At 56.3% G+C, this 25,534-nt stretch carries 28 protein-coding genes; 16 read left to right on the top strand and 12 right to left on the bottom strand.

What is annotated here, in order from left to right:
• Genes AC2T6E_RS11845 through AC2T6E_RS11835 form a run of 3 tightly spaced genes read left to right on the top strand, consistent with a single transcriptional unit; the run spans position 1 to position 3,466 of the window.
• Positions 1 to 1,254: a hypothetical protein gene (locus AC2T6E_RS11845; RefSeq protein ID WP_182403333.1), complete on the top strand. Its 1,254-nt coding sequence runs from the start codon at positions 1 to 3 to the stop codon at positions 1,252 to 1,254.
• Positions 1,251 to 2,789, top strand: a complete 1,539-nt coding sequence (locus AC2T6E_RS11840; protein ID WP_431642218.1) for a hypothetical protein — start codon at positions 1,251 to 1,253, stop codon at positions 2,787 to 2,789. The genes AC2T6E_RS11845 and AC2T6E_RS11840 overlap by 4 nt, the downstream gene beginning before the upstream one ends.
• Positions 2,790 to 2,797: 8 nt before the next feature.
• Positions 2,798 to 3,466 carry an OmpA/MotB family protein gene (locus AC2T6E_RS11835; protein ID WP_182403337.1) on the top strand — a complete coding sequence of 223 codons (669 nt, stop codon included), beginning with the start codon at positions 2,798 to 2,800 and terminating at the stop codon, positions 3,464 to 3,466.
• Positions 3,467 to 3,560: 94 nt separating this feature from the next.
• Here AC2T6E_RS11835 and AC2T6E_RS11830 read toward each other — a convergent pair whose 3' ends face one another.
• A complete protein-coding gene (locus tag AC2T6E_RS11830; RefSeq protein ID WP_089598044.1) occupies positions 3,561 to 4,976 on the bottom strand; it encodes an aminotransferase-like domain-containing protein in 1,416 nt (471 codons plus the stop codon).
• Between the two features lie 176 nt (positions 4,977 to 5,152).
• Between AC2T6E_RS11830 and AC2T6E_RS11825 the strand changes: the two genes are divergently transcribed.
• On the top strand, positions 5,153 to 5,314 hold the full coding sequence (locus AC2T6E_RS11825; protein ID WP_023334364.1) for a DUF1127 domain-containing protein: 162 nt from the start codon (positions 5,153 to 5,155) through the stop codon (positions 5,312 to 5,314).
• An 86-nt stretch (positions 5,315 to 5,400) separates the two neighbouring features.
• On the opposite strand, the gene pdxR is transcribed toward AC2T6E_RS11825, so the two are convergent.
• Positions 5,401 to 6,789 (bottom strand): MocR-like pyridoxine biosynthesis transcription factor PdxR, encoded by a 1,389-nt coding sequence (pdxR, locus tag AC2T6E_RS11820; protein WP_447854365.1) that lies wholly within the window; start codon positions 6,787 to 6,789, stop codon positions 5,401 to 5,403.
• Positions 6,790 to 6,890: 101 nt separating this feature from the next.
• Here pdxR and AC2T6E_RS11815 point away from each other — a divergent pair, with 101 nt between their 5' ends.
• Positions 6,891 to 7,370: a carboxymuconolactone decarboxylase family protein gene (locus AC2T6E_RS11815; RefSeq protein WP_131634093.1), complete on the top strand. Its 480-nt coding sequence runs from the start codon at positions 6,891 to 6,893 to the stop codon at positions 7,368 to 7,370.
• Here AC2T6E_RS11815 and AC2T6E_RS11810 read toward each other — a convergent pair.
• Entirely contained in the window at positions 7,357 to 8,259 is a 903-nt protein-coding gene (locus AC2T6E_RS11810; RefSeq protein WP_454539764.1) for a LysR family transcriptional regulator, read from the bottom strand. The two genes, AC2T6E_RS11815 and AC2T6E_RS11810, sit on opposite strands and share 14 nt — an antisense overlap.
• Before the next feature lie 100 nt (positions 8,260 to 8,359).
• Here AC2T6E_RS11810 and AC2T6E_RS11805 point away from each other — a divergent pair, with 100 nt between their 5' ends.
• Positions 8,360 to 9,775, top strand: coding sequence for an aldehyde dehydrogenase family protein (locus AC2T6E_RS11805; RefSeq protein WP_486691870.1), 1,416 nt, complete (start codon positions 8,360 to 8,362; stop codon positions 9,773 to 9,775).
• A 51-nt stretch (positions 9,776 to 9,826) separates the two neighbouring features.
• Here AC2T6E_RS11805 and AC2T6E_RS11800 read toward each other — a convergent pair whose 3' ends face one another.
• Both AC2T6E_RS11800 and AC2T6E_RS11795 read right to left on the bottom strand, forming a co-directional pair.
• Positions 9,827 to 10,348 carry a GNAT family N-acetyltransferase gene (locus AC2T6E_RS11800; protein ID WP_126817509.1) on the bottom strand — a complete coding sequence of 174 codons (522 nt, stop codon included), beginning with the start codon at positions 10,346 to 10,348 and terminating at the stop codon, positions 9,827 to 9,829.
• A 3-nt stretch (positions 10,349 to 10,351) separates the two neighbouring features.
• On the bottom strand, positions 10,352 to 10,621 hold the full coding sequence (locus tag AC2T6E_RS11795; RefSeq protein ID WP_348573130.1) for a type II toxin-antitoxin system TacA family antitoxin: 270 nt from the start codon (positions 10,619 to 10,621) through the stop codon (positions 10,352 to 10,354).
• 216 nt (positions 10,622 to 10,837) lie between these two features.
• On the opposite strand from AC2T6E_RS11795, the gene AC2T6E_RS11790 reads away from it, so the two are divergent.
• The 5 genes from AC2T6E_RS11790 (at position 10,838) to AC2T6E_RS11770 (ending at position 14,675) form a co-directional block, all read left to right on the top strand.
• The gene (locus AC2T6E_RS11790) at positions 10,838 to 11,161 is read left to right on the top strand and encodes an antibiotic biosynthesis monooxygenase family protein (protein ID WP_348573129.1); all 324 of its coding nucleotides are present in this window, start codon (positions 10,838 to 10,840) and stop codon (positions 11,159 to 11,161) included.
• 68 nt (positions 11,162 to 11,229) lie between these two features.
• The gene (locus AC2T6E_RS11785) at positions 11,230 to 11,925 is read left to right on the top strand and encodes an ArsR/SmtB family transcription factor (protein ID WP_486691865.1); all 696 of its coding nucleotides are present in this window, start codon (positions 11,230 to 11,232) and stop codon (positions 11,923 to 11,925) included.
• A gap of 149 nt (positions 11,926 to 12,074) precedes the next feature.
• Entirely contained in the window at positions 12,075 to 12,545 is a 471-nt protein-coding gene (locus tag AC2T6E_RS11780; protein WP_214605972.1) for a MarR family winged helix-turn-helix transcriptional regulator, read from the top strand.
• A complete protein-coding gene (locus AC2T6E_RS11775) occupies positions 12,542 to 13,609 on the top strand; it encodes an HlyD family secretion protein (RefSeq protein ID WP_348573185.1) in 1,068 nt (355 codons plus the stop codon). The genes AC2T6E_RS11780 and AC2T6E_RS11775 overlap by 4 nt, the downstream gene beginning before the upstream one ends.
• Entirely contained in the window at positions 13,599 to 14,675 is a 1,077-nt protein-coding gene (locus AC2T6E_RS11770; protein ID WP_120159641.1) for a DUF2955 domain-containing protein, read from the top strand. Before AC2T6E_RS11775 ends, AC2T6E_RS11770 begins: the two co-directional genes overlap by 11 nt.
• Here the strand turns inward: AC2T6E_RS11770 and AC2T6E_RS11765 are convergent.
• Positions 14,672 to 15,943 (bottom strand): DUF445 domain-containing protein, encoded by a 1,272-nt coding sequence (locus AC2T6E_RS11765; protein ID WP_486691862.1) that lies wholly within the window; start codon positions 15,941 to 15,943, stop codon positions 14,672 to 14,674. The two genes, AC2T6E_RS11770 and AC2T6E_RS11765, sit on opposite strands and share 4 nt — an antisense overlap.
• Before the next feature lie 245 nt (positions 15,944 to 16,188).
• On the opposite strand from AC2T6E_RS11765, the gene AC2T6E_RS11760 reads away from it, so the two are divergent.
• Genes AC2T6E_RS11760 through tssD form a run of 3 tightly spaced genes read left to right on the top strand, consistent with a single transcriptional unit; the run spans position 16,189 to position 17,555 of the window.
• Positions 16,189 to 16,551 carry a tlde1 domain-containing protein gene (locus tag AC2T6E_RS11760; protein WP_023334375.1) on the top strand — a complete coding sequence of 121 codons (363 nt, stop codon included), beginning with the start codon at positions 16,189 to 16,191 and terminating at the stop codon, positions 16,549 to 16,551.
• A complete protein-coding gene (locus AC2T6E_RS11755; RefSeq protein ID WP_182402994.1) occupies positions 16,551 to 17,063 on the top strand; it encodes a hypothetical protein in 513 nt (170 codons plus the stop codon). The genes AC2T6E_RS11760 and AC2T6E_RS11755 overlap by 1 nt, the downstream gene beginning before the upstream one ends.
• Entirely contained in the window at positions 17,064 to 17,555 is a 492-nt protein-coding gene (gene tssD / locus AC2T6E_RS11750; protein ID WP_486691859.1) for a type VI secretion system tube protein TssD, read from the top strand.
• 51 nt (positions 17,556 to 17,606) lie between these two features.
• Here tssD and AC2T6E_RS11745 read toward each other — a convergent pair whose 3' ends face one another.
• The 3 genes from AC2T6E_RS11745 to AC2T6E_RS11735 form a co-directional block, all read right to left on the bottom strand.
• Complete coding sequence (locus AC2T6E_RS11745; protein WP_460212778.1) at positions 17,607 to 18,788, bottom strand: restriction endonuclease; 1,182 nt, start codon at positions 18,786 to 18,788, stop codon at positions 17,607 to 17,609.
• A 105-nt stretch (positions 18,789 to 18,893) separates the two neighbouring features.
• Complete coding sequence (locus AC2T6E_RS11740; protein WP_486691856.1) at positions 18,894 to 19,541, bottom strand: LysE family translocator; 648 nt, start codon at positions 19,539 to 19,541, stop codon at positions 18,894 to 18,896.
• 47 nt (positions 19,542 to 19,588) lie between these two features.
• Positions 19,589 to 20,332: an AraC family transcriptional regulator gene (locus tag AC2T6E_RS11735; protein WP_212474391.1), complete on the bottom strand. Its 744-nt coding sequence runs from the start codon at positions 20,330 to 20,332 to the stop codon at positions 19,589 to 19,591.
• Positions 20,333 to 20,484: 152 nt separating this feature from the next.
• Between AC2T6E_RS11735 and AC2T6E_RS11730 the strand changes: the two genes are divergently transcribed.
• On the top strand, positions 20,485 to 21,855 hold the full coding sequence (locus AC2T6E_RS11730; protein ID WP_316466423.1) for an NAD-dependent succinate-semialdehyde dehydrogenase: 1,371 nt from the start codon (positions 20,485 to 20,487) through the stop codon (positions 21,853 to 21,855).
• 55 nt (positions 21,856 to 21,910) lie between these two features.
• On the opposite strand, the gene AC2T6E_RS11725 is transcribed toward AC2T6E_RS11730, so the two are convergent.
• Positions 21,911 to 22,456 (bottom strand): YfaZ family outer membrane protein, encoded by a 546-nt coding sequence (locus AC2T6E_RS11725; protein ID WP_486691853.1) that lies wholly within the window; start codon positions 22,454 to 22,456, stop codon positions 21,911 to 21,913.
• A 411-nt stretch (positions 22,457 to 22,867) separates the two neighbouring features.
• On the opposite strand from AC2T6E_RS11725, the gene AC2T6E_RS11720 reads away from it, so the two are divergent.
• Positions 22,868 to 24,226 carry an esterase-like activity of phytase family protein gene (locus AC2T6E_RS11720; protein WP_486691848.1) on the top strand — a complete coding sequence of 453 codons (1,359 nt, stop codon included), beginning with the start codon at positions 22,868 to 22,870 and terminating at the stop codon, positions 24,224 to 24,226.
• Positions 24,227 to 24,310: 84 nt separating this feature from the next.
• On the opposite strand, the gene yjiA is transcribed toward AC2T6E_RS11720, so the two are convergent.
• Together yjiA and AC2T6E_RS11710 are read right to left on the bottom strand one after the other, a co-directional pair.
• Positions 24,311 to 25,264: a GTPase gene (yjiA, locus tag AC2T6E_RS11715; RefSeq protein WP_486691843.1), complete on the bottom strand. Its 954-nt coding sequence runs from the start codon at positions 25,262 to 25,264 to the stop codon at positions 24,311 to 24,313.
• A 10-nt stretch (positions 25,265 to 25,274) separates the two neighbouring features.
• A complete protein-coding gene (locus AC2T6E_RS11710) occupies positions 25,275 to 25,478 on the bottom strand; it encodes a YbdD/YjiX family protein (RefSeq protein WP_003856610.1) in 204 nt (67 codons plus the stop codon).
• Positions 25,479 to 25,534 lie beyond the last annotated feature (56 nt).

Raw genomic sequence — 25,534 nt, 5'->3', positions numbered from 1 at the left:
ATGGGTTTATGGAGTCGTATTTGCTCTGCAGTCTCGTACGTACGTGATGTCGCTTCATCCGTCGTCAACAAAGCAAAAGAAATGGCCGGAAAAGCGATCGGTTTCATGGCAGAAAAAGCGGAAGGTTTTGTTGGTAAAGTCAACCAGATGTGGCAACGCATTAAGCCGCATATCAGCACGGGACGCAAAATACTTCAGATGCTAGGCGGTTTTATCACATTGCCATGGGTAAAGAGCGCGCTGGCGGGGCTGGATCGCGCGCTTGCATGGCTGGAAAAACTTGATAAACAGCCGCTGGTAAAAAAGCTGCAGAAAGCTCTGGAGTGGGTCATTAACTGGTGTAAAAACGCCCACCAGAAACAAATGGAAGAGCAGGAGCTTGAAGAGGCTCGCCATCATGCTCAGGCTATGGCTGAAGCGGAAGGTGAATTGACTGGTGAGGAGAAAGAGGCTGTGTCGGCTTTCGCACTGGTGAACAGCTATCTTATCGCAAAAGCAGAAGTGGATATCGCCGTGAAGCGAGATACGCTGCAGGACTTCGAGTATTTCCTGCGCCTGCGTGCAGTGCAAAAGCTGCTCGCCTTCTATGAAACCCGTATGCAGGCCGTGAAGTCCATCAGTGATGTCGATGCGGATATGCACTTTATGGTTTATGCCGCGAATGCGCTGATCCAGCAGGAGGCAGAGTTTAGCGATGCCGATACTCTGCGTCTGGATAGCCTCACTCAGAGACTATTCGGCAAGCCGATTATCCCGTTTGTCTTCGAAGAGATGATTATTGCATGGGAGAAAAGCCGTCAGCTGCTGGAAGAAGAGTGGGAGAAGAAAAACAGCGCGCTTTCGAAAGATCGTTTGCTGCATAACCGTTTGGTGCGCGCGCAAAAATACGAAGAGCTTGAACCGGCTGAAGTGGGCGTGCTGAACGATCTTAAAATCACCTTGCCGCGTGATACGGCCGATCTGGAACAATTAGGCGACGATCTACTGGCGCGCCAAAGCTACGTCAACGCGGCGGAAGGCTTTCTGCAGATGCTGGAAAAAGAAGAACAGCAGCTGATTGCGGAAGGCAAAGCGTATCTGCTCGATCAGGGGGCGACTGTGGGTGCACTGCTGATCGACTGCTCGCAAAACGATCGCGCCTGGTCTTCTCTTTCCCGGCAGGAACAGAGCTTAATTACCGATTTCGCCAACATCTTTGCTGCCGATTGCCAGAAACGTACTGAAGCGGGTCTGCTCGTCGAGGTGGCTGCATGAATCTGCTGACTGAAATTGGCCACTTTTTGATCCCTGGCTTTGATGCGCTGCAGATGGGCTTTTTCGGCGCCATGCTGTTGGCAGTAATCTACACCTGGCTCTCCGTCAGGCGCAATGCACAGGAAGCGCGCTGGCAGCAGGCCTGGGAGAAAAGTGGGTTACAGGCTGCTCAGCCGGGGGTGAGTGCAGAAATGGGATCGGCCGCTGAGCTGAGCCAATCACTGGCGACCAAAGCTGAGAAAATAGCCGCCATTATGCCGGGTATGCTGTTGATCCTTGGTCTGTTGGGAACCTTTCTTGGGCTGGGGCTGGCGCTCGATAAAGCTTCCGGCATTTTGCATAACGCGGGAAACAGCATTGGTGCAATGGACTCCTCCATGCGCGACCTGATGGAGATGATGCAGGGGCTGGGCACGAAATTCAAAACCTCAACCTGGGGGATTATTGCCTTTATCGCCCTCAAAATCTGGGAGTCGAAAAACGGCTATGAAGAGCGCCGTCTCAACTGGTGTATGGCTAAACAGCAGCACTCCCTGACCGAAGAATATGCCCAGCGGGCGGAGGAAAACGCTTCCCGGCAGCAGCAGCGTGAAGCTGGACGTGACGCGGCTACCGAGCGTCTGGTGGAGGCGATGGCGCTGCAAACTGTCGCGTTGCGCGAGGAGTTCAGTCAGCAGGCAAAACGCAGTGAAGAGCAGGAAGCACAGCGTCATCAATACCATCTGGCGGCGTTAAAAGAGATCGCAGATATTAATAATCAGTCGCGCAATCTGCTGGAAACTTACACCCGTAAAAGTGAAGAGAACCTGGTGGCACTGCAGCAGGCGGCGACTACTATGAGTGATGCTTCGCAGCAAGTCTCTGGCTCGGCGATGAGCCTGGAAAAGGTGGTTACCGCGCTGGGTGCCGAACTTAGTGAGGTCATGACCGGCATTAAGCAAGAGCTGACGCAGGTAGTTAATGAGATGAATGCCGACTTCACTCGCAACGTGCAGCAGATGAGCGATAAGCTGGCGGAGTCTACTCATCAGCTCAGTACGACAATGGGCCAGATAGAAACCTCCTTAAACGGTGCTATCGCAAGCATGGATGCGTCTTTCCGCGGCAACATGACGCAGATGGCCAACCAGCTGGAATCCGCCACTTCGCAGATCAGCGAGTCGGTTAACAACATGTCTTCGCAGATCGACTTAACCATGACCACGGTGAAAGAGAGAACCGAAGCCGCGGCGAAAATTCAACGTCAGGCGATGGATGAATTCTCCGAAACCAGCATGACGCTGAATGAACAAGTCACCTCTATGACAAACTATATTCAGCGCGTCACGAAGGAGATCGCTCTCGGTCTGGCCGCCGTTTCCGAAGGCAACCGTAAGATGGAGCACTACATCACGCGCTTTAACGAGGCCTTCGATCTGCTGGGTACACTGCCGGAAACCGTTAAGCAGATCACCACTCAGGTGTCTGCATTGTGCACCCGCATCGATAAGTTGCTCCCGGCTCAACAGCTTGTCGCCGAACGTGTTGAGGTCTGATATTGCCGATGAAAGATAAACCGAATGAGTGGATTTCTATTTCCGATCTAATGGCAGGGGTCATGGCCGTGGTGATGCTGATGCTGGTGTTATCGGTACTGCAAAACAAAGTGGCTGACGTAAAACGCGAGCAGGAGAAAAACAGCGGCCAGGCAGCCGCTCAACAGAAACTGAATGCCATGATGCACAGCATGCAGCAGGAGATGGCGGATCAGGGGGATGCTGCGCTGGTGGGGTTTGATATAGCCAGCGGAAAAATTACGCTGCGCGATAAAATCTTCGCCCGCGGTAGTGCCTGTATCACCGATCAGGCAAGAGATGCACTTGCTCGTCTGGCACCACGGATTCAGGCGTTCGTGAGCGGTTCGACGAACACTCAGGTTTTTGTTGAGGGGCACACGGATAACATCAGCGTGAATAACCCTGTGGTCGATTACACCAGGTTCTGTACCGTGTATGACGATAACTACACGCTCTCGGCTGCCAGAGCCCGTGAAGCACGTAAATTGTTAATTGCGAACCTCAACGATCAGCAATCGCATCGTGTGATTGTGGCCGGTTTTGGCGACTCTCAGCCGCTAAAAGGGATTTCACCCAGCGATGAGCGTAATCGCCGCGTTGAGGTGCAGTTCCTGACGCACGCGCCGTCACGTCAGGAGCAGGGCAGCGCTCTGTAACTCAGCGGCTGGTTGAGTAATGGCATCTAAACCAGCCCGCTGTAGGGGCTTACTGAACCGTTGGAGAGGACTGGGGTGAGGGCATCAGGCTGCGCTACTCCTCCATCGCAATCACAATCGCTTCACCCATCTTCTTCAACGCCTCGCGATTTTTGTCCGTCGGCGGCAGCGCCACGTTGATCCGCAGACAGTTGCGGTACTTCCCGGAGGCGGAAAACAGCGACCCGGCCGCGGCCTGGATCTTCAGCCGACACAGCTGCTTGCTGACGCACACCATGTCGACCTTTTCCGGCAGCTCAATCCACAGCAGGAAGCTTCCCTGCGGGCGCGTGACGCAAATCTCGGCCGGAAAATACTGCCGCACCCAGCAGGTGTAGGTTTCCATATTCTGCTGATAGATCTGACGCATACGGCGCACGTGGCGATGGTAATGCCCGTCGCGAATAAACGCCGCCACCGCCATCTGCGTCCCCGGCACGTTAAACCCGCCCGCGGCGTATTTCATGTGCATCACCCGGTCGTAATAGCGCCCCGGCACAATCCAGCCGACGCGCAGGCCCGGCGCCACGGTTTTGGTAAACGAGCTGCAGAGGATCACGCGGCCGTCGATATCCATCGAATGAATGGTGCGCGGGCGCGGGTACTCCGCCGCCAGCTCGCCGTAAATGTCATCCTCCACGATCACGATATCGTGCCGCTGGGCCAGGGCTAACACCTGCTTTTTCCGCGCTTCCGGCATGATAAACCCGAGCGGGTTATTGCAGTTGGGCACCAGGATCACCGCCTTGATCGGCCACTGCTCCAGCGCCAGTTCCAGCGCCTCGATGCTGATCCCGGTCTCGGGATCGGTAGGAATTTCAATCGCCTTGATGTCAAACCCGCGCAGCATCTGCATGGTGCCGTGAAACGACGGCGATTCTACCGCCACGATATCCCCCGGCTTGCACACCGAGAGCAGGGCGATCGACAGCGCGCCGTGGCAGCCGTTGGTGATGACAATTTCGTTCGCCGCGACGGTGGAGCCGCCGTCCAGCATCAGGCGGGCGATCTGCTCGCGCAGCTCCAGGCGGCCGTCGAGCACGTCATAGCTCAGCATTTCCCCCGGATTATGCTGCGCGATGCGGCTCATCTCGCGCCACAGGGGCTTCAGGCTCGGCTGGTTAATATCCGGCGAGCCGCCGCCAAACGAAATCATCTCTTTGTCGGCACGCGCGTCCAGCAGCATCATCACCTCATCCCACTGGGTGACGTCCACGGGACGCTGCACCGGGCGCGTCATGGCCGGAACCGGCGGCTGGGCTTTGCGCTGCGAAACAAAATAGCCGGAGCGCGGCTGGGGGGTGATCAGCTGGAGGTTTTCGAGGATCTGATAGGCCTGCTGTATGGTGCTGATACTCACGCCGTGCTCCTGGCTCAGCGTGCGCACCGACGGCAGACGTTCGCCGCTGCGATACAGCCCTTGTTCAATGCGTTCTGCCAGAAGGTTGGCGAGATGTTGATAGCGCGTCATGCTGTATCCTTTGTTTTCACCATACAGATTGTAAAACCAGTACAGATTGCCGTAAAAAATGGCATGCAGATACTGTTTTAGCGGATCTGTATGGTAAACAAAAGCTGTTTTTGAGTCTGTATTGCACAGGTCGATTTCCAGGATGATAACCCCACTGGTACAGTGAGGAGAGCATCATGGAATTCTATGAGAACCGTTCAAAACGTCCGTTCGTCGTGTTTGTCTGGATCGGCAAAACGATCTGCAACTGGTATCGCATCAACCGTACCCGCCGCATTCTGAGCCAGATGAGCGACGAGCAGCTCAAGGACGTTGGGTTGTCGCGGTATGATGTGTGATCTACGTCGTCGCCGGGTGGCGGCTACGCCTTACCCGGCCTACTCGATCCCGTAGGCCCGGTAAGCGTAGCGCCACCGGGCGCTTTTCAGCTCAACAGCGCAAATGTCTGCCATTTCGGCCTTTCCAGTAAATCCACCGCCTCCTGATATGTCCGCACGTTGTTATAGCCCATCACCAGCCCGTAGCGTTTACCCGATCCGCGATACCACTCCGACAGCGCATTCACCTGCAGCTGCTGTTCCTGCCAGCAGCGCGCCACTTCCCGGTCACCGCTTCCTCTGGTCAGAAACGCCACGATATGCATCCCGCCGTCGTTTTGCTCGGTGAAAAACAGATCGCCATACACCTCGCGCAGGGCGGCAATCATCCAGTCGCGGCGGGTCTGATACAGCGCGCGCATCTTTTTCAGGTGACGAAAAAAATGCCCTTCGTTGAGAAACGCGGTGAGGATCTTTTGCGTCAGCACCGGCTGGCCGCTGGTGGTAATGTCCGCGCAGTCGGTAAAGGCCCCGACGGTGCTGGCGGGCATCACCACGTAGCCCATGCGCAGCGACGGCATGATGGTTTTACTGAAGGTCCCCATAAAAATCACCCGGTCGTGCTGGTCGAGGCTTTTCATCGACGGCAGCACCTTGCGGGTGTAGTGAAACTCCCCGTCGTAATCGTCTTCAATGATCCACGCCTCGTTCTGGCTGGCCCAGTCGAGCAGCTGCTGCTTGCGCGGCAGGGAGAGGGTGACCGCCAGCGGGCTCTGGTGCGACGGGGTGACAATGGCAAAACGGGCGTCGCGATGGTGACGGAGCAGGTAGTCCGTGTCGATACCGCAGCGATCGACCGGCACGGTGTGCAGGCGAGGCACGATCCGCTTGAGCAGTTGCTGGCCCATAAAATAGCCCGGATCTTCAAACACCACCTTGTCGCTGCGGCTGGCAAGCGTGTCGAGGATCAACCGCAGGCTGCCGCTATAGCCGCTGGTGATCAGCACCTGCTCGGCGGTGCAGGAGAGCCCGCGCGAGATGTTCAGATAGCTGGCGATGGCCTGGCGCAGCGGATACCAGCCCAGCACCGGTGGGTTGAGCATCTCCTCCTGACGCATGGCGCGCGTCGCCTGGCCTGCCAGCAGCAGCCATTTTTTATACGGGAAGCTGTCGAGGGCCGGGATGCCGGGGCGCAGAAACCCCGCCCGCTCGCGCTGGCTGATGAGCGATGCCGGAAGTGTGCCGGTGGGCTGTTCCGCAGGGGCAGTCTTACCCGGCAGCAGTAAATCCGGGTTCACCCGCGTGCCGCGCGCGCCCTGGCTCACCAGATACCCTTCACCCGACAGAATGGCATAGGCCGTTTCGACGGTTTTACGCGCCACCTTCAGCTCTTCCGCCAGCACGCGGATGGCGGGCACCTTATCGCCCGGCTTCAGCACGCCGCGCGTGATATTGTCGCGATAGCGGGAATAAATCTCGTGATAGCCCGGCTTCATGTCCTACCTCGTTTCGCTATTTTTGTATCTTTTTACTATGTCATGAAGGGCGTAGATTTGCCTCATCGCATGACATATGCCGCACAAAAAGAGGAAAGACCATGAGCACTCGCGTCAACCACCATAAAGCTACACCTGCCCTCGCCAACGCCCTGTCCGCCCTGAGCATGGAAGTGGCAAAAACCTCCATCGACCCGGCGCTGAAGCACCTGATCGACATTCGCGTGTCGCAGCTGAACGGCTGTACCTTCTGTCTGGATATGCACTCGAAAGAGGCCAAAATCGGCGGCGAGCGCGAGCTGCGCCTGTACCATCTGGCGGCCTGGCGCGAGTCCCCGCTGTTCAGCGCCCGCGAGAAAGCCGCGCTGGCCTTCACCGAAGCGCTGACCCAGATTGGCGTTCACGGCGTGAGCGATGCGCTGTACCGCAGCGTGGCAGAGCACTTCTCGGACGTGGAGATTTCAGAGCTGAACTTCGCCATCGTGGCGATCAACGCCTGGAACCGTCTGGGGATCACCTCCCGCATGGAACCCGGCTCGCTGGATGCGGCTTACGGGCTGAATAAGGCTAACCTGGAATAATCCCGCGCTCGCGGATCATCGCCACCAGCGCCCGTAGCCCTGGCGGAACGTGGCGATGGCCGGGGTAATACAGGCGCAGCCCGGCAAAGGGCTGCGCCCAGTCGTTTAAGACGCTCACCAGTTCTCCACGCTCAAGCTCTTCACGGATATAGAGTTCTGGCAAAAATCCCACCCCTAATCCCGCTTTCACGGCGCGGATCGAGGCAAAAAGATCGGACGTCGCAAAGCGCGGCGGCACGGCAAGGGCGTACGTCTCACCCCGACGCGCCAGCTCCCAGCGGTAGATCCCGCCGTGGGCCATGCGCATGCCGATCCCCTGATGTGAAAGCAGATCGTCCGGCGTCTGCGGAATGCCGTGACGTGCAAAATAGTCCGGCGTGGCGGTGACCAGCTGGCGGATCTCCCCGGTCAGCGGCACGGCGATCATGTCCTGCGGCACGGACTCTTCAAGGCGGATCCCCGCGTCAAAACCTTCCGCGACGATGTCGATCATTCGCGCTTCGCTGGCGGTCTCTACGCGCATCTTCGGGTAGCGGATCATAAAGTCGATCAGCAGCTGGTCCAGAAACAGGGTGCCGATATGGTTCGGCACGTTCAGGCGCAGCGTGCCAGTAAGTTCCCCGGCGTCACTGTGGATCTCCTCGCCGGCGAGACGGATCTCCTGCAGGGCCGGGCCGATACGCGCCACATAGCGCTGTCCGGCGTCGGTGAGCGCCACGCTGCGGGTGGTGCGGTTGAAAAGGCGGGTATCAAGGCGGCTCTCCAGCCCGGCGATGGCGTTGCTTACCGCCGTGGCGGACATGCCCAGCTCCTGCGCCGCGGCGCGAAAGCTGCCGCGCCGCACTACCGCCATCACCACTTCCAGCTCTGTCAGACCTGAACGATGCATAGATTATCCTGAAAATCGAAACAACCCTTGCAGCATAGCGTGGATTATCGAAACGGAGAAGCCGTGCCAGACTGTGCTCACACGGCCTGAGGAGGTTTATATGCACACCATCGAACAGATCTTTATTAACGGCGAATTTGTTACCCCGCACGGCACCGAGTGGTTTGATTTGTACAACCCGGCGACGGCGCAGGTCATCGGCCAGGTTCGTCTGGCAGATGAGGTCGACGCAGAGCGCGCCATTGCGGCGGCAAAAGCGGCGTTTCCGGCGTGGTCGCAGACTACAAAGCCGGAACGCATCGCAGCGCTAAAACGTATGCACGCCGCAGTGGCCGCTCGCCACGACGATCTGCTCGAAGCGGTCATTGAAGAGTACGGTGCCCCCGCCTCGCGCTCGGCGTGGATGGCCAGCTATCCGGCGGAGGTGATTGCTCAGGCCATTGAGGCGCTGGAGGCGTTTGCATTCGTCACCCGCGCAGGCGCAGCCACGGTGCAAATGACGCCGCTTGGCGTGGCCGGGCTTATCACGCCGTGGAACAGCGACGCGGGCTTTATCTGCGGCAAGCTGGCGGCCGCGCTCGCGGCGGGCTGCACGGCGGTGATCAAGCCGAGCGAAATGAGCGCCCTGCAAACCCGGATTGTCACCGAAGCGCTGCGCGACGCTGAACTACCGCCGGGCGTGTTTAACATCGTCACCGGGCGCGGCGAGACGGTAGGTGAGACCCTCAGCCGCCATCCGGACGTGGCAAAAATCTCGTTTACCGGCTCCACGAATACTGGCAAGGCGATCCTGCGCAACGCGGCGGAGAGCTTTAAGCGCGTGACCCTGGAGTTAGGCGGTAAATCGCCGACGATCCTGCTGGATGATGTGGATCTGACTCAGGCGATCCCGCTGGCGATGCAGGCCGGGTTTATGAACAGCGGGCAGGCGTGCGTAGCCGGGACGCGCATTCTGGTGCCGCAGGCGCGTAAGGCGGAGATCGAAACCGCGCTGGCGCTGGCCGTGGCGGCGGTGAAATCCGGCGACCCGCGCGATAGCGCGACAGAGATCGGCCCGATGGTCAGCGAGAAGCAGTGGCTGCGGGTGCAGGGGTATATCCGCAAAGGGATCGAAGAAGGGGCGCGCCTGCTGGCGGGCGGCGAAGGGCGACCGGACGGGACGCGAGACGGCTGGTTTGTGCGCCCGACGCTGTTTGCCGACGTGAACAACCAGATGACCATTGCCCGCGACGAGATCTTCGGCCCGGTGCTGTGCGTAATCCCGTATCAGGACGAGGCGGAGGCGATCGCCATTGCCAATGACACTGAATACGGACTGAGCGCGATGGTGCTGGGCGGCGATGCGGACCGCGCGCGACGCGTGGCGCAGCAGATTGTTTCCGGTCGCGTGCTGGTGAACACGCTTGCCCATGAACCGAAAGCGCCGTTCGGCGGGTTTAAGCACTCCGGCGTGGGGCGCGAGATGGGCGAGTGGGGGATTAGGGCGTTTATGGAGCCGAGGTCGGTTCTGGGTTAAGTCTGTTGAAGGTCATGCACGCCCCGTAAGCCGGGGCGTTACGTGCCGGGATCACTCTTCAAACACCCTCTCAAAGGTTTTCGTCGGTAAGAACAGCGTGAATGCATTCTCGGCCAGGAGAGGTATGAACCCCATTTTGAGGTAAAAATCTTTGGCTTTATGGTTGAGTGCTTCAACAAACAGGCCATGAATGCCGACGGCAAAGGAGGCCAAATAAACGGTCTTCATGGCATGAATAACGAGTAATTCTCCATAGCCTTGCCCCTGAATACGTTTATCAATCGCCAGACGGCCAAGGGTGACGCTCGGTACATTTTTATAAGGAATACGTTTTTGCTGAGTTTTTGAGGGCAGGTAAGCCTTTTCAAAACAGCTTCCGGAGAGCGTGTAATAGCCCAGAATACGCGGTTTTGTCTCTCGTGTGGTGAGGACATAACCCCGCAAAAACTTTCCACGATGCTGGCGTTTCAGGTGCTCCGTCAGGAAAGTGTTAAGGCTCTCTTCTCCGCAATCGAACTGGCTTAGGTCGTACTCAACGTCTTCTGAAAAAATCCCTATCTTCACGTCGTTCACGTTTTACTCCATATCCAGGAGACGCTTAGCCGCTTGCTTCAGGCGGTCATTTGGCGCAGGCGGATTACTGATGGCATCCATCACCGTTTTCCAGGATGCTTCGCTAAGGACCAGGCGGCGGTGCTGGTCAATTACCTCTGCTGCGCGTTCAGAGGCTGTGCTGACCATGAATTGTGAAATCGACTGGTTTGTCATTGCCGCCGCTTCTTCGATCATGTTTTTGTCATCTTCGGTTAACCGGAGATCGATGCGCTGTTTCTTCAGTGCTGACATAGTTTCATTCTCAAGCTTTATCCGGGCTTAACGCCTCGTTTTACAGGTATTACTCATGTACGGCATTTATCCGTACATTGATCATAAATGTGGCCTCACCGGAATTCAATGAGAAGTTGAGTGCAGCGCCATCCGGCACAACACTTCGCTCCTTGCCGAAGTATTGTGCTTTTTCCTCCTGCATTCTCTCCTCATCCTCACAACGGAGAGACACCCATGATCGCAGTCATTTTCGAAGCCAAAGCCGAGCCCGCGCATCAGGCGCGCTATCTGCAACTCGCCGCCGAACTTAAGCCGCTACTGGCGGACATCGACGGCTTTATTGATATCGAACGGTTTCAGAGCCTGACCACTGACGGCAAAATCCTCTCCCTCTCCTGGTGGCGCGACGAAGAGGCCGTCCGCCGCTGGAAGCAGAACGTTTTCCATCAGGCCGCGCAGGCCGAAGGGCGAGAGTCGATTTTTTCTTTCTACCGTATTCGGGTGGCGCAACTGGTGCGGGAGTACTGTTCCGAAGCCGGAGGGCACGCGGATGTATGACGTTCACCTCATTCTGCTGACGGATAATGATAAGCTGGCCGCAGAGATCACCGAACCCTGGGCGACATATGTTAAAAACGAGCCTACCTCCTGAGAACAGCGCGGCGCTGGAACAGGCCGTTGCGGCTGTGGCGGCGGCAATGGCCGATCCGTCGCGCGTGAAGATGCTCTGTGCTCTGATGGACGGGCGGGCGTGGACGGCTACAGAGCTGAGCGCGGCGGCAGACGTTGCGCCGTCGACAGCCAGCGGGCATCTCGCCCGGCTGGTGGAGGGAAAGTTGATTACCTGCCTGTCTCAGGGGCGGCATCGCTACTATCGCCTTGCCGGGCACGACGTGGCGGCGCTGGTCGAGCAGATGATGGGGCTCTCCTGGAGCCGCATTACCCCGCCGGAAACCACCGCGCCGAAAGCCCTGCGCGAAGCGCGAACCTGCTACGACCATCTTGCCGGAACGGTCGCGGTCCAAATCTATGATTTTATGCAGGCGGAAGGCTGGCTGGAGGCTGGCGGTTCAGCGTTGACACTCTATGGCCGGGAGCAGTTCCTGGCGCTCGGTATTCCGCTAACGCCTCACCCCCGTCGCAAGGCTTGCTGCGCCTGTCTGGACTGGAGCGAGCGGCGGTTTCATCTTGGCGGTGAGGCCGGCGCGGCGCTGTTGATTTATCTGGAAAGCAAAGGCTGGATCCAGCGCGTGGCGGGGTACAGGGAGGTGGTGGTGACGGCTTCGGGGAAAAGTGCCGTTCAGAGACTTTTTAGCAGCTAAAAAAAGCCCGGTGGCGCTGCGCTTACCGGGCCTACGTGTAAATCGCCTCCCGTAACGCCTTTCGCAATTCCTGCGCTTTTACCTCTCGTTTCTTGATACTTACCATGATAACTATTATCTTGACCGCGTGTGACGAGAGGTTTCCCCCCATGAGTGAAGAAGAACTGTTCTGCCGCAGGCCGATGGGTATGCGGATGGCGATGATCGTGCGCCAGTGGCGTGCCGTCATTGACGATGCCATTCTCGATACGGGGTTAACCCAGTCGAGCTGGACGGTGATGATGCAGCTGCATCAGCTCGGGGATAACGTCTCCATGAGTGAGCTGGCGGAGGTGCAGGGCATTGAACTGCCGCCGCTGATGCGCACTCTGACACAGCTGGAAAAGCAGGGTTACCTGCTGCGCGCCGTATCGCCTTATGACAAGCGTATCCGGCTTCTGACGCTGACGCCTGAGGGAAAAGCCATATTAAAAAGGCTCAATCAGGTGATTGAGACCTATCAGGCGCGCGTATCGCAAAACATCGCGCCGGATCATATCGACATTTTCAGCGCCACCCTGAATCAAATCGCCTGCAATTTGCGGACAATCCGCGAAGAAGATAACAAGACCGAAAAATAATGACTCCTGAACAAAAGTTTGCCCGCTGGGTAAGGGTAAGTATTGCCTCTTTCCTGCTGATGTTTGTCTACTTTATCGTCGCGGATATCTGGATCCCGCTGACGCCGGACTCCACCGTGATGCGCGTGGTGACGCCGGTTTCTCCGCGCGTCTCCGGCTATGTGGCGGCAGTACATGTCCACAACAACAGCCAGGTGAAGAAAGGCGATCTGCTGTTTGAGCTCGACGACACGCCGTTTCGCAATAAAGTGGAAGCGGCGCAAATCGCGCTTGAGCAGGCACGCCTTTCCAACGAACAGCTGGATGCGCAGATCGCCGCCGCGCAGGCCAGCCTGAAAACCGCCATGCTGACCGCGCGTAACGACAAAGTGACCTTCGACCGCTACCAGAAGCTGAGCACCTTGCAGAATGTTTCGCAGGCGGATCTGGATAAGGTTCGCACCACCTGGCAGAGCAGCGAGCAGTCCGTCAGCTCCATCCAGGCCAATATTCATAACCTGCGTATTCAGCGCGGCGAGCGGGACGAGCACCGCAACGTGACGCTGCAAAAATACCGCAACGCGCTGGATGACGCGGAGCTGAATCTCGGCTGGACGAAAGTTTACGCAGAAGCGGACGGCACGGTGAGTAACTTACAGTTAAGCCCTGGCTTTTACGCTTCGTCCGGCTCAGCCGCGCTGGCGCTGGTGAACAACCAGACCGATATCGTCGCCGATTTCCGCGAGAAGAGCCTGCGTCACACCCATCAGGGCACCGACGCCGCCGTGGTGTTTGACGCCTTCCCTGGACAGGTGTTCCGCGCCCACGTGACCAGCAGCGACGCGGGGATCCTCGCCGGGCAAGAAGCGGTTAACGGTCAACTGTCCGAACCGGAGACCTCCAACCGCTGGGTGCGAGATGCCCAACGCATGCGCATTCACGTCGCGCTGGACGAGGCGCTGCCGAAGCATCTGCCGACCGGCGCGCGCGCCACCGTGCAGCTCTATAACAGCGAGGGGCCGTTTGCGCGCTTCTTCTCCGGGATGCAGATCCACCTGGTGAGCCTGCTTCACTATGTCTATTAGCACCCTGGCGCGGGTGTTTACCCCGCACGGCAACATCGTCTACACGGCAAACGACTTTCGCCAGACCCTGCGCATCGTCTTTGCCGGGATGATTGCGCTCAGCATCTCCAGCTTTTACAACACCAGCTACGGCGTGTTTTTTGTGGTCTACCCGATCATGCTGCTGTCGCTGGTGCCGGTCTTTAACCGCCACGTGGCGAAGCAGTTTATCTTCAGCGCCGCGCTTAACTGCGTCGAAATGATCTTCATCATCGGCTATCTGTCGCAATGGCCGGTCATCATGACGCTGGTGGTGTTTGCCCTGTACGTGATGCGCTTTCGCTTTATGAGCAAGGGGCCGCTGTTTCTGTTTGGCTCAATGGGCGTGGTGTGCCAGAGCGTGATGCTCAATTTTATGAGCTACCCCACTACCAACTGGCACACGCTGCTGTTTTCCAACATCGAAGCGAGCATCATGGCGGTGTGCCTGAGCGCGCTGATGAACTATCTCCTGCCTGATGTGGAGCCCCGCAAGCCGCCGCCGCTGATTGAGAAAGACGATGCGCGCGTGCGCCACGAGTCGCTGCTCTCCGGCACCGTCGCGACGCTGATATTCGTGGTGTTTCAGATTAGCGACTTGAGCGATTCGCTTTCGGCGCTGATGGCGGGGATTTTGATCCTGTTCCCGATGCACTACCGCGGTTCGGTGATGAGCTCTATCTGGCGCGTGGTCGGCGTGGTGCTGGGCTGCCTCTATATTCTGGTGGTGCAGCTGATCCTCTACGATCACAGCAGCCATATGCTATTGATGATGCCCCTGATTGGCCTCGGGCTGGCGTTTGGCGCGCGCCTGCACGTGATGGAAAAGGTGGGCGCGGGCGTGGGATTCTCCAGCATCACCACCATCGGCATTATGTTCGGGCAGAACATGCACCCGGACACTGACCTGGTGTTCAGCGATCTCTATCGCATCACCTCCGTCACCTTTTCGCTGGTCGCAACGCTGACGTTGGTCTTCCTGGTGCACCTGATCCTCAACCGCTTCGAGGCGACGCGCTACGTCATCGCGCCACCTAAAGCAGACTAATGCCCCAGCACGGCAGGCAGCTGCGAGAGTAAAAACAGGATCAGGCCAATCGTCCCGCCCACCAGCGTGCCGTTGACGCGGATGAACTGCAGATCTTTACCGATGTTCAGCTCAATCTGGCGGGACATGTCTTTGGCGTCCCAGCTTTTGACCGTGTCGCTGATGTGGCGGGTCAGGAACGCGGCGAAATCCGGTGCGAGGCGATGGGCGGCCTGCTCCAGATGCTCGTTCAGCGACGCCCGCAGGCTGGCGTCGTTTGTTAGCGTTTCGCCAAACCACAGCCCGGCGTTGGCGATGCGTTGCTTCACGCGCGAATCCTCGCTTTGCATATCCGCCTTCAGCCACTGGCGCAGATCGGCCCACATCTCGCCCAGATAGCGGTTAAACGCCTCATCGTTTTTCAGGTAGTGCTTGATGTTGTCGGCTTTCGCCGCCATTTCCGGATCGTTTTTCAGGTTGTCGATAAGCTTCAGCGTGGCGCGGTCGAACGCCTGGCGGATCTGGTGCTTGCGGTCGTGGCTGATATCGTCCAGCAGCGTGTTCACCGCGTTTGACACCATCTCCGCGCTTTGATCGCCCAGCCACTCGGTGGGCAGCACCATCGCCTTGCGCGGATGTTCGGTCTTCAGCCAGTGGACAATCTGATCGGAGATAAACTCCCGCGTGCTTTCCCGCTGAATCAGGATAATCAGGCGGTTGATGATGGCGTCCAGAAGCACCTGGTGGCGGTTGTTTTTGGTCATGCTCTCCAGCATCACGGCGCTGGTTTCGGTGAGATCGACCTTATCGATGGCCTTATGCACCGCCCGCTTGAGCAACCGCTGAATGCGCCCGTCGTCGGTGAGTTCCAGAAAACCGCTCATCACCTGAATCAAATGCTGCCCGACACGCTGCGCGTTATCCGGCTGGCTGAACCAGGTGCCGATCATTTTTGCCGGTTCATAGCGGCGGATCAACGCCACCAGCGACTGGGTATCCAGAAACTTCTCCTGCACGAACTGGCCGAGATTGTCGCCGATTCGGTCTTTATTGCGCGGGATAATCGCCGTGTGGCGCGAGATAAACGGAATAGGCACCCGGCGGAACAGCGCAACCACGGCAAACCAGTCTGCCAGCGCGCCGACCATCGCCGCCTCGGCAATGGCCTTCACGCCGCGCACCCAGAAGGTCTGCGGCAGGAACAAGGTGGTGATAAACGCTGCGGCGGCGATCAGCAGCAGCGACAGCGCCAGCAGCTTGGCGCGTTTGAGTTCGGTATGTTTTTCCATGGGTTAAGGATAGAGGGTTGTGCACCAAAAGTGCAAAGCTGGTGTAAGAGGAGGGAGACGCAGCCTCTGTGCAAACAAACGGCTATTATATTAAAAATATATATATCAAAATTATCTATTATTAATTTTTCTATGTTTTTTGTGCTTATTTATTCTCGATAGTAAGGTTTTGTGACCGACACGCTAATTTCGATTTTCTTGTGAGTCATAAGATAAAGGACTATTCGCACAAGGAGACGGTATTAATGACATGGGAATATAAAGTATCGACAGGAGTATTGAGCCATAACGGCGAATTTGTCGCTCACTGCTACAGCGGCGCGGGTGAATCGAAAGATAAGCCTGAGTGTGAAAGTCAACGAAACAGAGGACCGATTCCCAGAGGTATTTATTTTATTGCCGGATGGAATAATCACAAAAGTGCAGAGGCCATTGTTCTTGAACCTATAGCTGGCACTAATACTTTTGGCCGAGATCATTTCCAGATTCATGGGGATAAAAAAGGTCAACCGCCAGGTTCGGCATCAGCAGGTTGCATCATTATGAACGGCCAGGACAAACGTCATATGATTTATGATTCAGGTGACACAATACTGGTGGTGCGATAATGAAGTATATTATTGCGCTATTCTTTTTTTGCTTGCCGGTGGGTTTATTTGCCAAAAACCACACTCCTGAACAGATATTGCAAATGATAAATGACAAAGGTGCCAGGACCGTTGTAAGTGAACTGGATTCAAATGATAACGGTGAGTCGGAATGGTGGAATCATATCATCCCGAAAATTAGGAGCGGCACACAAGCATGGTTAGCCGTAGCGAGTGCCCTTGAACCCGGGGTGGACGCCAGTACGGCTGAAGATTTAAAGGCGGCACTTTCTGAAGCCATCCCGCATAACCCTGAAGATGTCTTAGCAATCTTAAAAGACGATAAACCGTTGCTCACTATTGAACAAGTCTGCGCTTTTGCCAATTTCCCTGAGACGGAAGCAGAAAGTAATAAGCTTTATGTCGATTCCATCAGGGAGATGTTTAAAGTTAACAGCCCGAAGGGTAAAAGATGCCTCGCTGTTATGATCGCCACCGTTGAACACTCTGTTCCATTCGATAAGGATATTTAAATGGCCATTCCGGGATATATGTCATTAATTGACGATGCGGGTAATATTATAAAAGGGAGCGTGAAGATTAAAGACCGAGAAAACCAGATTGAGGTTTTGGGACTTTATCATAATGTGAGTTATAACTCTGACTTGCACAACGGTAGAGCGTTGAGCAAGCGCCAGCATCGTCCCTTTCTTATTGAGAAAGAAATTGATGCCTCCAGCGTTTTTCTCTATAAAGCACTTAGCACGAGCGGTACCCTCAGAAAAGCGACTATCGACCTGTACAGAATCAATGATGCCGGTCAGGAAGAAATCTATTTCACGATAACGCTGGAAGCGGTGAAGGTCGTCACGCTATTTTCATTGATGCATGACGTGAAAGAGACTTACCATGAAAAGCAGGGGCATATTGAGCTTGTTTTACTTCGTTATGAAAAGATTACCTGGCATTACCGTGACGGTAACGTGATTCATTCGGATGACTGGGATTATCGGTTAGGGGCTTGATTAACTGTCTCTGGGATACAGACGGTCTCCCGGAGACAGAGTGCGATAACGTTAAATTTCGCCTTTTAATCCCTCTTCCAGCTCATCAAAAAGCTGTAAGTCCACGTCCAGCAACTCGACCGCATTGCTGCGACGAATGCCGACATTATTCTCAATTAGCAGTTCTAGCAGTCGGTCACCATCTATCAAGGTAATAGGAGCCGCACCGGGATGCAGAGCCGCTTTTTCACAGTTTCCGGCAAAACGCCCCGTGGTGATGAGTGTGCCCCGGATCGCGCTGTGATAAGGCAACGCACCACGTAACTGGTCGATAACAGGACGGGTAATATTGCTCTGCATACGCTTAACCTGCACCACTTCCGTGATGGTGGTAATGCCCACTTGTACTCTACCGACTACGTCGACGCCTTTATCGCCCGACGCTTTGGTCACTTCCACCTGTTCATAACCCATTGCCTCCAGAAGTTGACCAATCAAATGCTCAAACTTGTAGGGATTCATGGTGCTGATTTGTTCGCGAAGCTGCTCTTTTTGCTGCTGGTTGTAGCGCTTCACCGCGTCCAGAAGTTCTTTTCGTGGATCGGCTTTGCGGGCCGGTAAGGAATTCGCCAGCCATGCACGGCCTTTATCAGTGATGTAGTAACTCATCCCTTCACGGGCGACCATATCGCGATCGATCAGGTTATAGAGTCGCGAGTAGAGGGTGCTTTTGATGGAACTGGTAGAAGCGAATTTTGAATGCTGGTGTAAAAAAGCCTGCCATTCAGGGAGTAAGTCAGCACGGCGGGACATTTCACGTCCAGCCAGCAGTTCAAGAAGTTGCAGTAACCCTTCTTTGTCGTCCAGCGCGCGTAGCGTGGCGTCATCATTATTCAGAAATTGTTGCCCGCGCTGGGTGGGTACCCAAATATCTTTGGGCGTCGTTTCCATCAGTTCGAAAACAGAAGAGTTAAGAAATAAATAGCTACCGTAACTATGACGGGGATTGAGGATGTGGTTATCCTGGTTCCAGATTTTCAGTGCGATCTCTGCGTCTTCGCCTTTCAGGCGTTCGTTGATCCACATATCAGGTCCGGACCAGTCAACGGGGTTTTGCGGCGTGCCGGTTTGTTCCTGAATCGCATTGATCATGTTACGTACAGAATGCACTGAATAGCCGGAGACGGCTTTCATCATTGCCTGAACCTGCGTATAGGTTGGAAAAAGTGGCGTAATAACTTTGTAATTTTTCACGTTGTTCCCTTAACGATTGCTTTGGCTTTAGCTTGCCACGTCAGGGAAGAAATACTCATAGCTAAGTCACTTATTTTGTAAGGTAATAATGTTCTTGTAGGTTTTCTATATAGGCAAAACACTATCTGCCACCAATCGCCACAGCACCCATCCCCCAAACCCCATCAACACCACCCCCGCCGTGCGCTCAATCCACCACAGCGAGCGGCTGAGCCTCTGCTGCACCACCGCTAACCCCATCAGCGACACCAGCGCCAGATCCCATACCAGCACCACCATTACCATCCAGACGCCGCAGGTCGCCTGTTGAAGCAGCGTCACGTCCGGCCCCAGCAGCGCCGTCATCAGCGCCAGATAGAACAGCGCGTTCTTCGGATTAAGCAGCGCCGAGCCGAGCCCCAGCAGGATCTGCTTACGCAGCGAGGGAAAGCGCTGATGGGTCTCATTCAGCGTCAGCGCTTGCGGGCGGCTGCGCACCAGATGCGAGCCGATCCACAGCAGGTAAAGCGCCCCGCAAAGCTCGATAAGCGTAAACAGCCACGTAAACTGGCGCAGCGCGCTCCAGCCGATAATCACCAGAAGAATATAAAGCGCGTTACCCGCGGCGATGCCGAAGCACAATCCAGCGCTGCCGCGCACCCGATAGCGCGCGGCGTAGCCTACCAGCAGGAAGAAATCCGGGCCCGGGCTTAGCAGGGCAACAAAGTGCGTCAGCGCCAGGGCGAGAAAAGCGGAAGGGAAGAACAGTTCCATAGCGACCTCGGTTAACAATCCGAGGTCAGAGTACGGCGCTGCAGAACCTATTTATTGTCGGATATTGATCGGCCCGTGGCGTACTGGCGCGGCGTGGCGGCGGTGTAGCTCACGAAGGTCTTATGAAAATGGCTCTGGTCGGCAAACCCGCTCTGGTAGCCGACGTCGGCAATATCATCCCCGGCGCGCAGCCGCGTCTTGGCGTACTCCACGCGGGAGATGTTAAGGAAGCTGCCAGGCGTCAGGCCGGTGTCCTGTTTGAAGGTGCGAATCAGCGTCTCCTTGCGCAGCGAGAAGCGTTGAGCAAGCTCGTCGAGAGAAGGTGGGCTGGCGAGATCGGCAAGAAATGCCTCCTGAACCTGCTGGCTGGTTGAGCGAAGCGCGTCTGCGTTATCCGCACAGTAGGGAAGGGCAGAAAGCAGCGTGTCCAGGGACGCTGGAGACATGGTCTCGACAACGTCCAGGTAATGGGCAAACAGGTCAGGGCTACGAATCACCTGCAGCGCCAAAGGAAGCTCCGTGTCGATATAGAGCATATGGTAGCTGCGCGGTTGCCCGCCGACGGGGTTGCAGCTGTGCGGCGCACGGGCCGGGATCACGATGAGGTCACCTGGATTAAGAATGTACTCTCTGTCGTGACACACGCAGCAGGTCTGGCCCTCCACAATCGCGCCGATGGAGAGCTGGGGGTGACTATGGCGTTTGTACGCCTGCGTGCTCTGCCAGGTGCTGCGCAGCTCAAGGCCTGAGGCGCGGTGAAAAGTCTGGCGGACATGTCGGGTATCGGTCATAGGCGCTCCTTCTGGCGCTTTTTTTATACCACGGCCGCGAACCGTCGGGCAGCGCTTCATTAAGAACCTTCCGGATATACCCAACTTTACGCCCACAGCCAGTCATGTTGACTACCCTTAATACCCTAAGCGGTAAAACAAGGAGATTCGACATGGCTTATCAGACAGTAAATCCTGCCACTAACCAGCTCATCAAAGAATACCCCTCACATACCGATGCGGATATCGAAGCGGCGCTGAAGGCGGCCGATGCGCTTTACCATTCGGACTGGGCGAAAGGCGACATCAGCCAGCGTCTGCCGGTGCTGCATAAGCTCGCCGACCTGATCGACGATCGCGTGGAGGATTTGGCGAAAATCGCCAGCCAGGAGATGGGTAAGCTCATCGAGCAGAGCCGCGGCGAGGTGAAGCTGTGCGCGCAGATCGCCCGCTACTACGCCGACAACGCAAAGCAGTTCCTGGCGCCGGTGAAATATGATTCAGAACTCGGTGAAGCCTGGGTGGAGCACCACCCCATCGGCGTGCTGATGGCCGTTGAGCCGTGGAACTTCCCGTACTACCAGCTGATGCGCGTCCTGGCGCCAAACCTGGCGGCGGGCAACCCGGTGATCGCCAAGCATGCCAGCATCGTGCCGCACTGCGCCGAAACCTTTGCCCACCTGGTGCGCGAGGCGGGAGCACCGGAAGGGGCATGGACCAACCTGTTTATCTCTTCGGATCAGGTGGCAAATATTATTGCCGACGATCGCGTGCAGGGGGCGGCGCTGACCGGTTCCGAAAAAGCGGGCAGCGTTGTAGCGGCGCAGGCGGCGAAGCACATCAAGAAATCTACGCTCGAACTGGGCGGTAACGACGTGTTCGTGGTGCTGGACGATGCCGACCTTGATAAAGCCGTGAAGATCGGCGTTAACGCGCGGCTCAACAACGCCGGACAGGTGTGCACCGCGGCGAAGCGCTTTATCCTGCACGAGAAGATTGCTGATACGTTCCTGAGCAAATTTACCGAGGCGTTTAAGCAGGTGAAGATAGGCGATCCGCTGGACGAAAGCACCACGCTGGGGCCGCTGTCGTCTAAAGATGCTCTGGAAACGCTGACCAAACAGGTTAACGAGGCGGTGAAAAACGGCGCGACGCTGCACCATGGTGGCAAGCCCGTACAGCGTGACGGGAGCTTCTTCGAACCGACGATCCTGACGAATATCTCCCGCGACAACCCGGCGTACTTCGAAGAATTCTTCGGCCCGGTGGCGCAGATTTACGTGGTGAAAAACGACGACGAAGCGGTCGCGCTGGCGAACGACTCCCACTACGGCCTGGGCGGGGCGGTATTCAGCCAGGATATCGAGCGCGCGAAGAAAATGGCGTCGCGCATTGAGACCGGGATGGTGTATATCAACTGGCTCACCGATACCGCGGCAGAACTGCCGTTTGGCGGCGTGAAGCGGTCTGGTTACGGACGCGAGCTGTCGGATCTGGGGATCAAAGAGTTTGTGAACCAGAAGCTGGTGGTGGTGCGTAAGTAATTTCAACCATAAAAAACCTGCCGGATGGCAGGTTTTTTTTGCACTTTGCGGAGCCTTAGAAGCTCACGCCGCCGCCCACGTACGCACCGTCAATCAGGGTGTGGTTTGGACGACCATCTTTGCCGTCAACGCTCACGTGGCGGTAACCCACTTTCAGCGTAACCGGTTTGATTGGGGTCCAGCTTACGCCGCCGTTAGCTTCAACATAGTTTTTCACGCTGTTATTCAGGCCGTCTGGCGCAACGTAACCTTCGCCGAAGACCTTGATGCTGTCGGTCAGAGCAACGTTCACGCCGCCGCCGATTGGGAACGCCACGCCGTTATCGCCTTTTTTCGGGCCAATGTAGAGAGCCTTAGCGCCTGCGTTCAACATCACCGGGCCGACTTCAAAGTTGTAGCCTGCACCTACGCCACCGGTTGTGGTGCCGTCATCGGTATTTTTCAGCCAGTTGCCTTCGGTATACAGGCCGGAGGTAGATTTACCCATTTCCACATTCAGGTTGGTAAAGTTTTTACCCTGCTCAATGCTGCCGCCCATTGCCAGTGCGGAGCCAGATACCGCGGTCAGAGCGGAAAGGATAAGTACGTTAATCTTTTTCATGAGTTTTTCCTCGTCATTAAATTAATCTGAGGGCACCTTAACAAGTGATGTTTATGACTGCAAATGTGAGGCATATCGCGGTTTTATGCTGTTTTTGTTGGGGGTTTAATCTTTATCTGTTGCAAAATTGTTTGTTTAGAAGCTCGTCAATGGCAAATAAATTCGCGTTTAGGAACAGTTTAGATTTTTGGCTAAACGACAACTGAACAAGGCAAAGAAAGCCATTTGAGATGAATTAATTGAGTTTCTAATAATTTCCAAAAGTGTTTCGGTTGTCACAGATAAAGACAGAGGTTTACATTTCTGGTGGTTGCTATACGTAATTTTGTGCAGATCCGTCGTCCTTTCATGTCATTTTTCTGACACGTTTCTTCATTACGGTGTTGGCTTCACTAACTGGATGCTAACAACATGAAAAGAAAAATCATTCCTGTACTCGTGGGCTGTGCGCTCTCATTCTCTGCCGTGGCGGCACAACCTACCGCAGAGCGCTATATCGTCAGCTTCCCTGAAGGCTCACATGTGAAATACAGCGGCGCGTTTGCCAGCGCGTTTCCGAACGGACTCCCGGTGGGGATTGGCTCTGGCCTGCTATTTACTGGCAAGCAGGGGGACGCCCTGACCTTTGCGACCGTGACCGATCGCGGTCCAAACGCCGATGCGCCAAAAATGGGTAAAAACGAAGCCAAAATATTTGTCACGCCAGATTTCGCGCCGCTGCTGATGACCATCCGCGTTGAGAACGGCAAAGCGGAGGCTGTCGATGCCCGCCCGCTGCATGATGATAAAGGCGAGATTAACGGTCTGCCGCTGCAAAGCGGCGTGATTGGCTCCACCAATGAAGTGGCATTCAGCGACACGCTAAAAATTCTGAAGGGTGACAACCGCGGTCTGGACACGGAAGGCATCACGCCGGACGGTAAAGGCGGATACTGGCTGTGCGACGAGTATGGCCCGTTCCTGATTAACGTCGACAGCAAAGGCAAGATCCTGGCGATCCACGGGCCGCAGGCGGCGGAAGGGGAGAAATCCATCGCGGGTGGTCTGCCAAACATTATCAAATGGCGTCAGGCAAACCGTGGCTTTGAAGGCCTGACCCGCATGCCGGACGGGCGGATTATCGCCGCCGTGCAAAGTACGCTGGATATTGACGGTAAGAGCAAAAAGCAGGCGCTGTTTACGCGTCTGGTGAGCTTCGACCCGGCGACCGGGAAAACCGCGATGTACGGCTACCCTATCGACAGCGCGGCCTACGGTAAAAACAGCGACGCCAAAATCGGCGATATCGTGGCGCTCGATGACCAGCACATTCTGCTGATTGAGCAGGGAAGCGATAAAAACGACGGGATGCGCAACCTGATTTATAAGGTGGATCTCAGTAAGGCGAGCGACCTTTCCGCTTTCGACAAGCCGGGCGAGTATCCGGAGTTTGATGATGAGAAAACCCTGGCGCAGCGCGGCATAACGCTTGCTGCAAAAACGCAGGTCGTCGATCTGCGCGCGCTGGGCTGGCAGCAGGAGAAGGCCGAAGGGCTGGCGCTGATCGACAGCAAAACGCTTGCGGTGGCGAACGATAATGACTTTGGCGTGAAGGCGGCGATGCAAAATCCGGTTGAGGGCAAAAAGCTCAAGGATTATCGGGTGAATACGGAAGGCAAGCTGACGCTGGATGATAAACCGGTGGAAACCACGCTCAGCGTGAAGCCGCTGAAGAAGCCGGAGTCGGACAGCGAGCTGTGGATTGTGACGCTGCCGGAGGCTGTGAAATAAGTTTCTGCCCACCCCTCATCCCTCACCCTAACCCTCTCCCAAAGGGAGAGGGGATTGTTCGGTGCGCGTAGTTAAACGAAGAGGCTATTTCTTCAGCCCCGCAAACGCCCCCCGAATTTCCTCTTCCGGCAGCTGTATGCCAATAAACACCATCACGCTGCGCGGCGTTTCATCGCCCCACGGTCTGTCCCAGTCTGCGCTGTACAGGCGCTGCACGCCCTGGAACAGCAGGCGGTTCGGCTCGCCGTCAATCCACAGCATCCCTTTGTAGCGCAGCAGCTTGTCGGCAAACGACAGCAGCAGGTTCTCCATCACGCGCGAAACCTCGCCGATGTCCACCGGGTAGTCCAGCTCCACCACAATCGACGCCACGTCGTTTTGCTTATCTCCCATAAAGTGGAAGCGCGGTTTTGCGGTCACGTTCTCTTCCAGCATAAAGCCGTTGGTGTTGAACAGCTGAGACAGATCGATGTCGCCATGCGTCACCGTGTAAACCGGCGCGCGGGAGTTAATGCGGGTCAGGCGCTCCCGCAGTTTTTCGCTTCCGCCCGCCACGTCTGTTTTGGTCAGCAGGATGCGGTCGGCGTAGCCCACCTGAGACTGGGCGATGGTGAACTGGTTCATCTGCTCGTCGGCGTGGACCGCATCCACCAGGGCAATCACGCCGTCCAGCAGGTAGCGCTGGCAAAGAATTTCATGCGAGAAAAAGGTCTGAATAATCGGGCCGGGGTCGGCCATGCCGGTGCACTCGATCACCAGACGGTCGAAGTCGATTTCACCGCGATCGCGGCTGTCGAGCAGGTCCATCAGGGCGTCTTCTAATTCGTTAGAGCGGGTGCAGCAGATGCAGCCGTTGGTGAGGGTTTTGATCTGGGTGGCGCGATCGCCAATCAGCTGGTCGTCAACGGAGACTTCGCCGAACTCGTTTTCGATGACGGCGATTTTGAAGCCGTGCTGTTCATTCAGGATGTGGCGCAGCAGGGTGGTTTTACCGGCGCCGAGGAAACCGGTCAGCAGGGTAACGGCAATCGGGGTCATGGTCTCTCCTTTAGCAGCAGCGGACGCCGCCTTCTCCACTTCCGCCGTAGCGCGCTTCCTGACGCTCGCGGAAGAATTCGGTGTAGGTCATGTACGGCTTATCCGGATGGTTGGTCTTCATATGCTCAACGTAGTTGTCATAGTCCGGAATGCCAATCAGCATTTTCGCCGCCTGACCGAGGTATTTTTTTGCTTCGCCTAAGTTACCAAACATTGTGGGTTCCAGACAGAAAAAGCCCGGTGGCGCTACGCTTACCGGGCCTACAGTTT

Source organism: Enterobacter sp. B79-1 (assembly GCF_057444735.1).
The sequence above is the reverse complement of the archived record's forward strand: the minus strand, read 5'-3'. Positions and strand labels throughout refer to the sequence as shown.

Coding starts and splice junctions, on each gene's coding strand:
- pdxR (WP_447854365.1), bottom strand. CDS start 6,789: ATGAAGCCGGGCTATCACGAGATTTATTCCCGCTATCGCGACAATATC.
- AC2T6E_RS11830 (WP_089598044.1), bottom strand. CDS start 4,976: ATGACGCGCTATCAACATCTCGCCAACCTTCTGGCAGAACGCATTGAA.
- AC2T6E_RS11780 (WP_214605972.1), top strand. CDS start 12,075: ATGAGTGAAGAAGAACTGTTCTGCCGCAGGCCGATGGGTATGCGGATG.
- AC2T6E_RS11725 (WP_486691853.1), bottom strand. CDS start 22,456: ATGAAAAAGATTAACGTACTTATCCTTTCCGCTCTGACCGCGGTATCT.
- AC2T6E_RS11710 (WP_003856610.1), bottom strand. CDS start 25,478: ATGTTTGGTAACTTAGGCGAAGCAAAAAAATACCTCGGTCAGGCGGCG.
- AC2T6E_RS11760 (WP_023334375.1), top strand. CDS start 16,189: ATGACATGGGAATATAAAGTATCGACAGGAGTATTGAGCCATAACGGC.
- AC2T6E_RS11840 (WP_431642218.1), top strand. CDS start 1,251: ATGAATCTGCTGACTGAAATTGGCCACTTTTTGATCCCTGGCTTTGAT.
- AC2T6E_RS11815 (WP_131634093.1), top strand. CDS start 6,891: ATGAGCACTCGCGTCAACCACCATAAAGCTACACCTGCCCTCGCCAAC.
- AC2T6E_RS11735 (WP_212474391.1), bottom strand. CDS start 20,332: ATGACCGATACCCGACATGTCCGCCAGACTTTTCACCGCGCCTCAGGC.
- AC2T6E_RS11785 (WP_486691865.1), top strand. CDS start 11,230: ATGTTAAAAACGAGCCTACCTCCTGAGAACAGCGCGGCGCTGGAACAG.
- AC2T6E_RS11795 (WP_348573130.1), bottom strand. CDS start 10,621: ATGTCAGCACTGAAGAAACAGCGCATCGATCTCCGGTTAACCGAAGAT.
- AC2T6E_RS11765 (WP_486691862.1), bottom strand. CDS start 15,943: ATGGAAAAACATACCGAACTCAAACGCGCCAAGCTGCTGGCGCTGTCG.
- AC2T6E_RS11805 (WP_486691870.1), top strand. CDS start 8,360: ATGCACACCATCGAACAGATCTTTATTAACGGCGAATTTGTTACCCCG.
- tssD (WP_486691859.1), top strand. CDS start 17,064: ATGGCCATTCCGGGATATATGTCATTAATTGACGATGCGGGTAATATT.
- AC2T6E_RS11730 (WP_316466423.1), top strand. CDS start 20,485: ATGGCTTATCAGACAGTAAATCCTGCCACTAACCAGCTCATCAAAGAA.
- AC2T6E_RS11755 (WP_182402994.1), top strand. CDS start 16,551: ATGAAGTATATTATTGCGCTATTCTTTTTTTGCTTGCCGGTGGGTTTA.
- AC2T6E_RS11845 (WP_182403333.1), top strand. CDS start 1: ATGGGTTTATGGAGTCGTATTTGCTCTGCAGTCTCGTACGTACGTGAT.
- yjiA (WP_486691843.1), bottom strand. CDS start 25,264: ATGACCCCGATTGCCGTTACCCTGCTGACCGGTTTCCTCGGCGCCGGT.
- AC2T6E_RS11835 (WP_182403337.1), top strand. CDS start 2,798: ATGAAAGATAAACCGAATGAGTGGATTTCTATTTCCGATCTAATGGCA.
- AC2T6E_RS11770 (WP_120159641.1), top strand. CDS start 13,599: ATGTCTATTAGCACCCTGGCGCGGGTGTTTACCCCGCACGGCAACATC.
- AC2T6E_RS11790 (WP_348573129.1), top strand. CDS start 10,838: ATGATCGCAGTCATTTTCGAAGCCAAAGCCGAGCCCGCGCATCAGGCG.
- AC2T6E_RS11825 (WP_023334364.1), top strand. CDS start 5,153: ATGGAATTCTATGAGAACCGTTCAAAACGTCCGTTCGTCGTGTTTGTC.
- AC2T6E_RS11740 (WP_486691856.1), bottom strand. CDS start 19,541: ATGGAACTGTTCTTCCCTTCCGCTTTTCTCGCCCTGGCGCTGACGCAC.
- AC2T6E_RS11810 (WP_454539764.1), bottom strand. CDS start 8,259: ATGCATCGTTCAGGTCTGACAGAGCTGGAAGTGGTGATGGCGGTAGTG.
- AC2T6E_RS11720 (WP_486691848.1), top strand. CDS start 22,868: ATGAAAAGAAAAATCATTCCTGTACTCGTGGGCTGTGCGCTCTCATTC.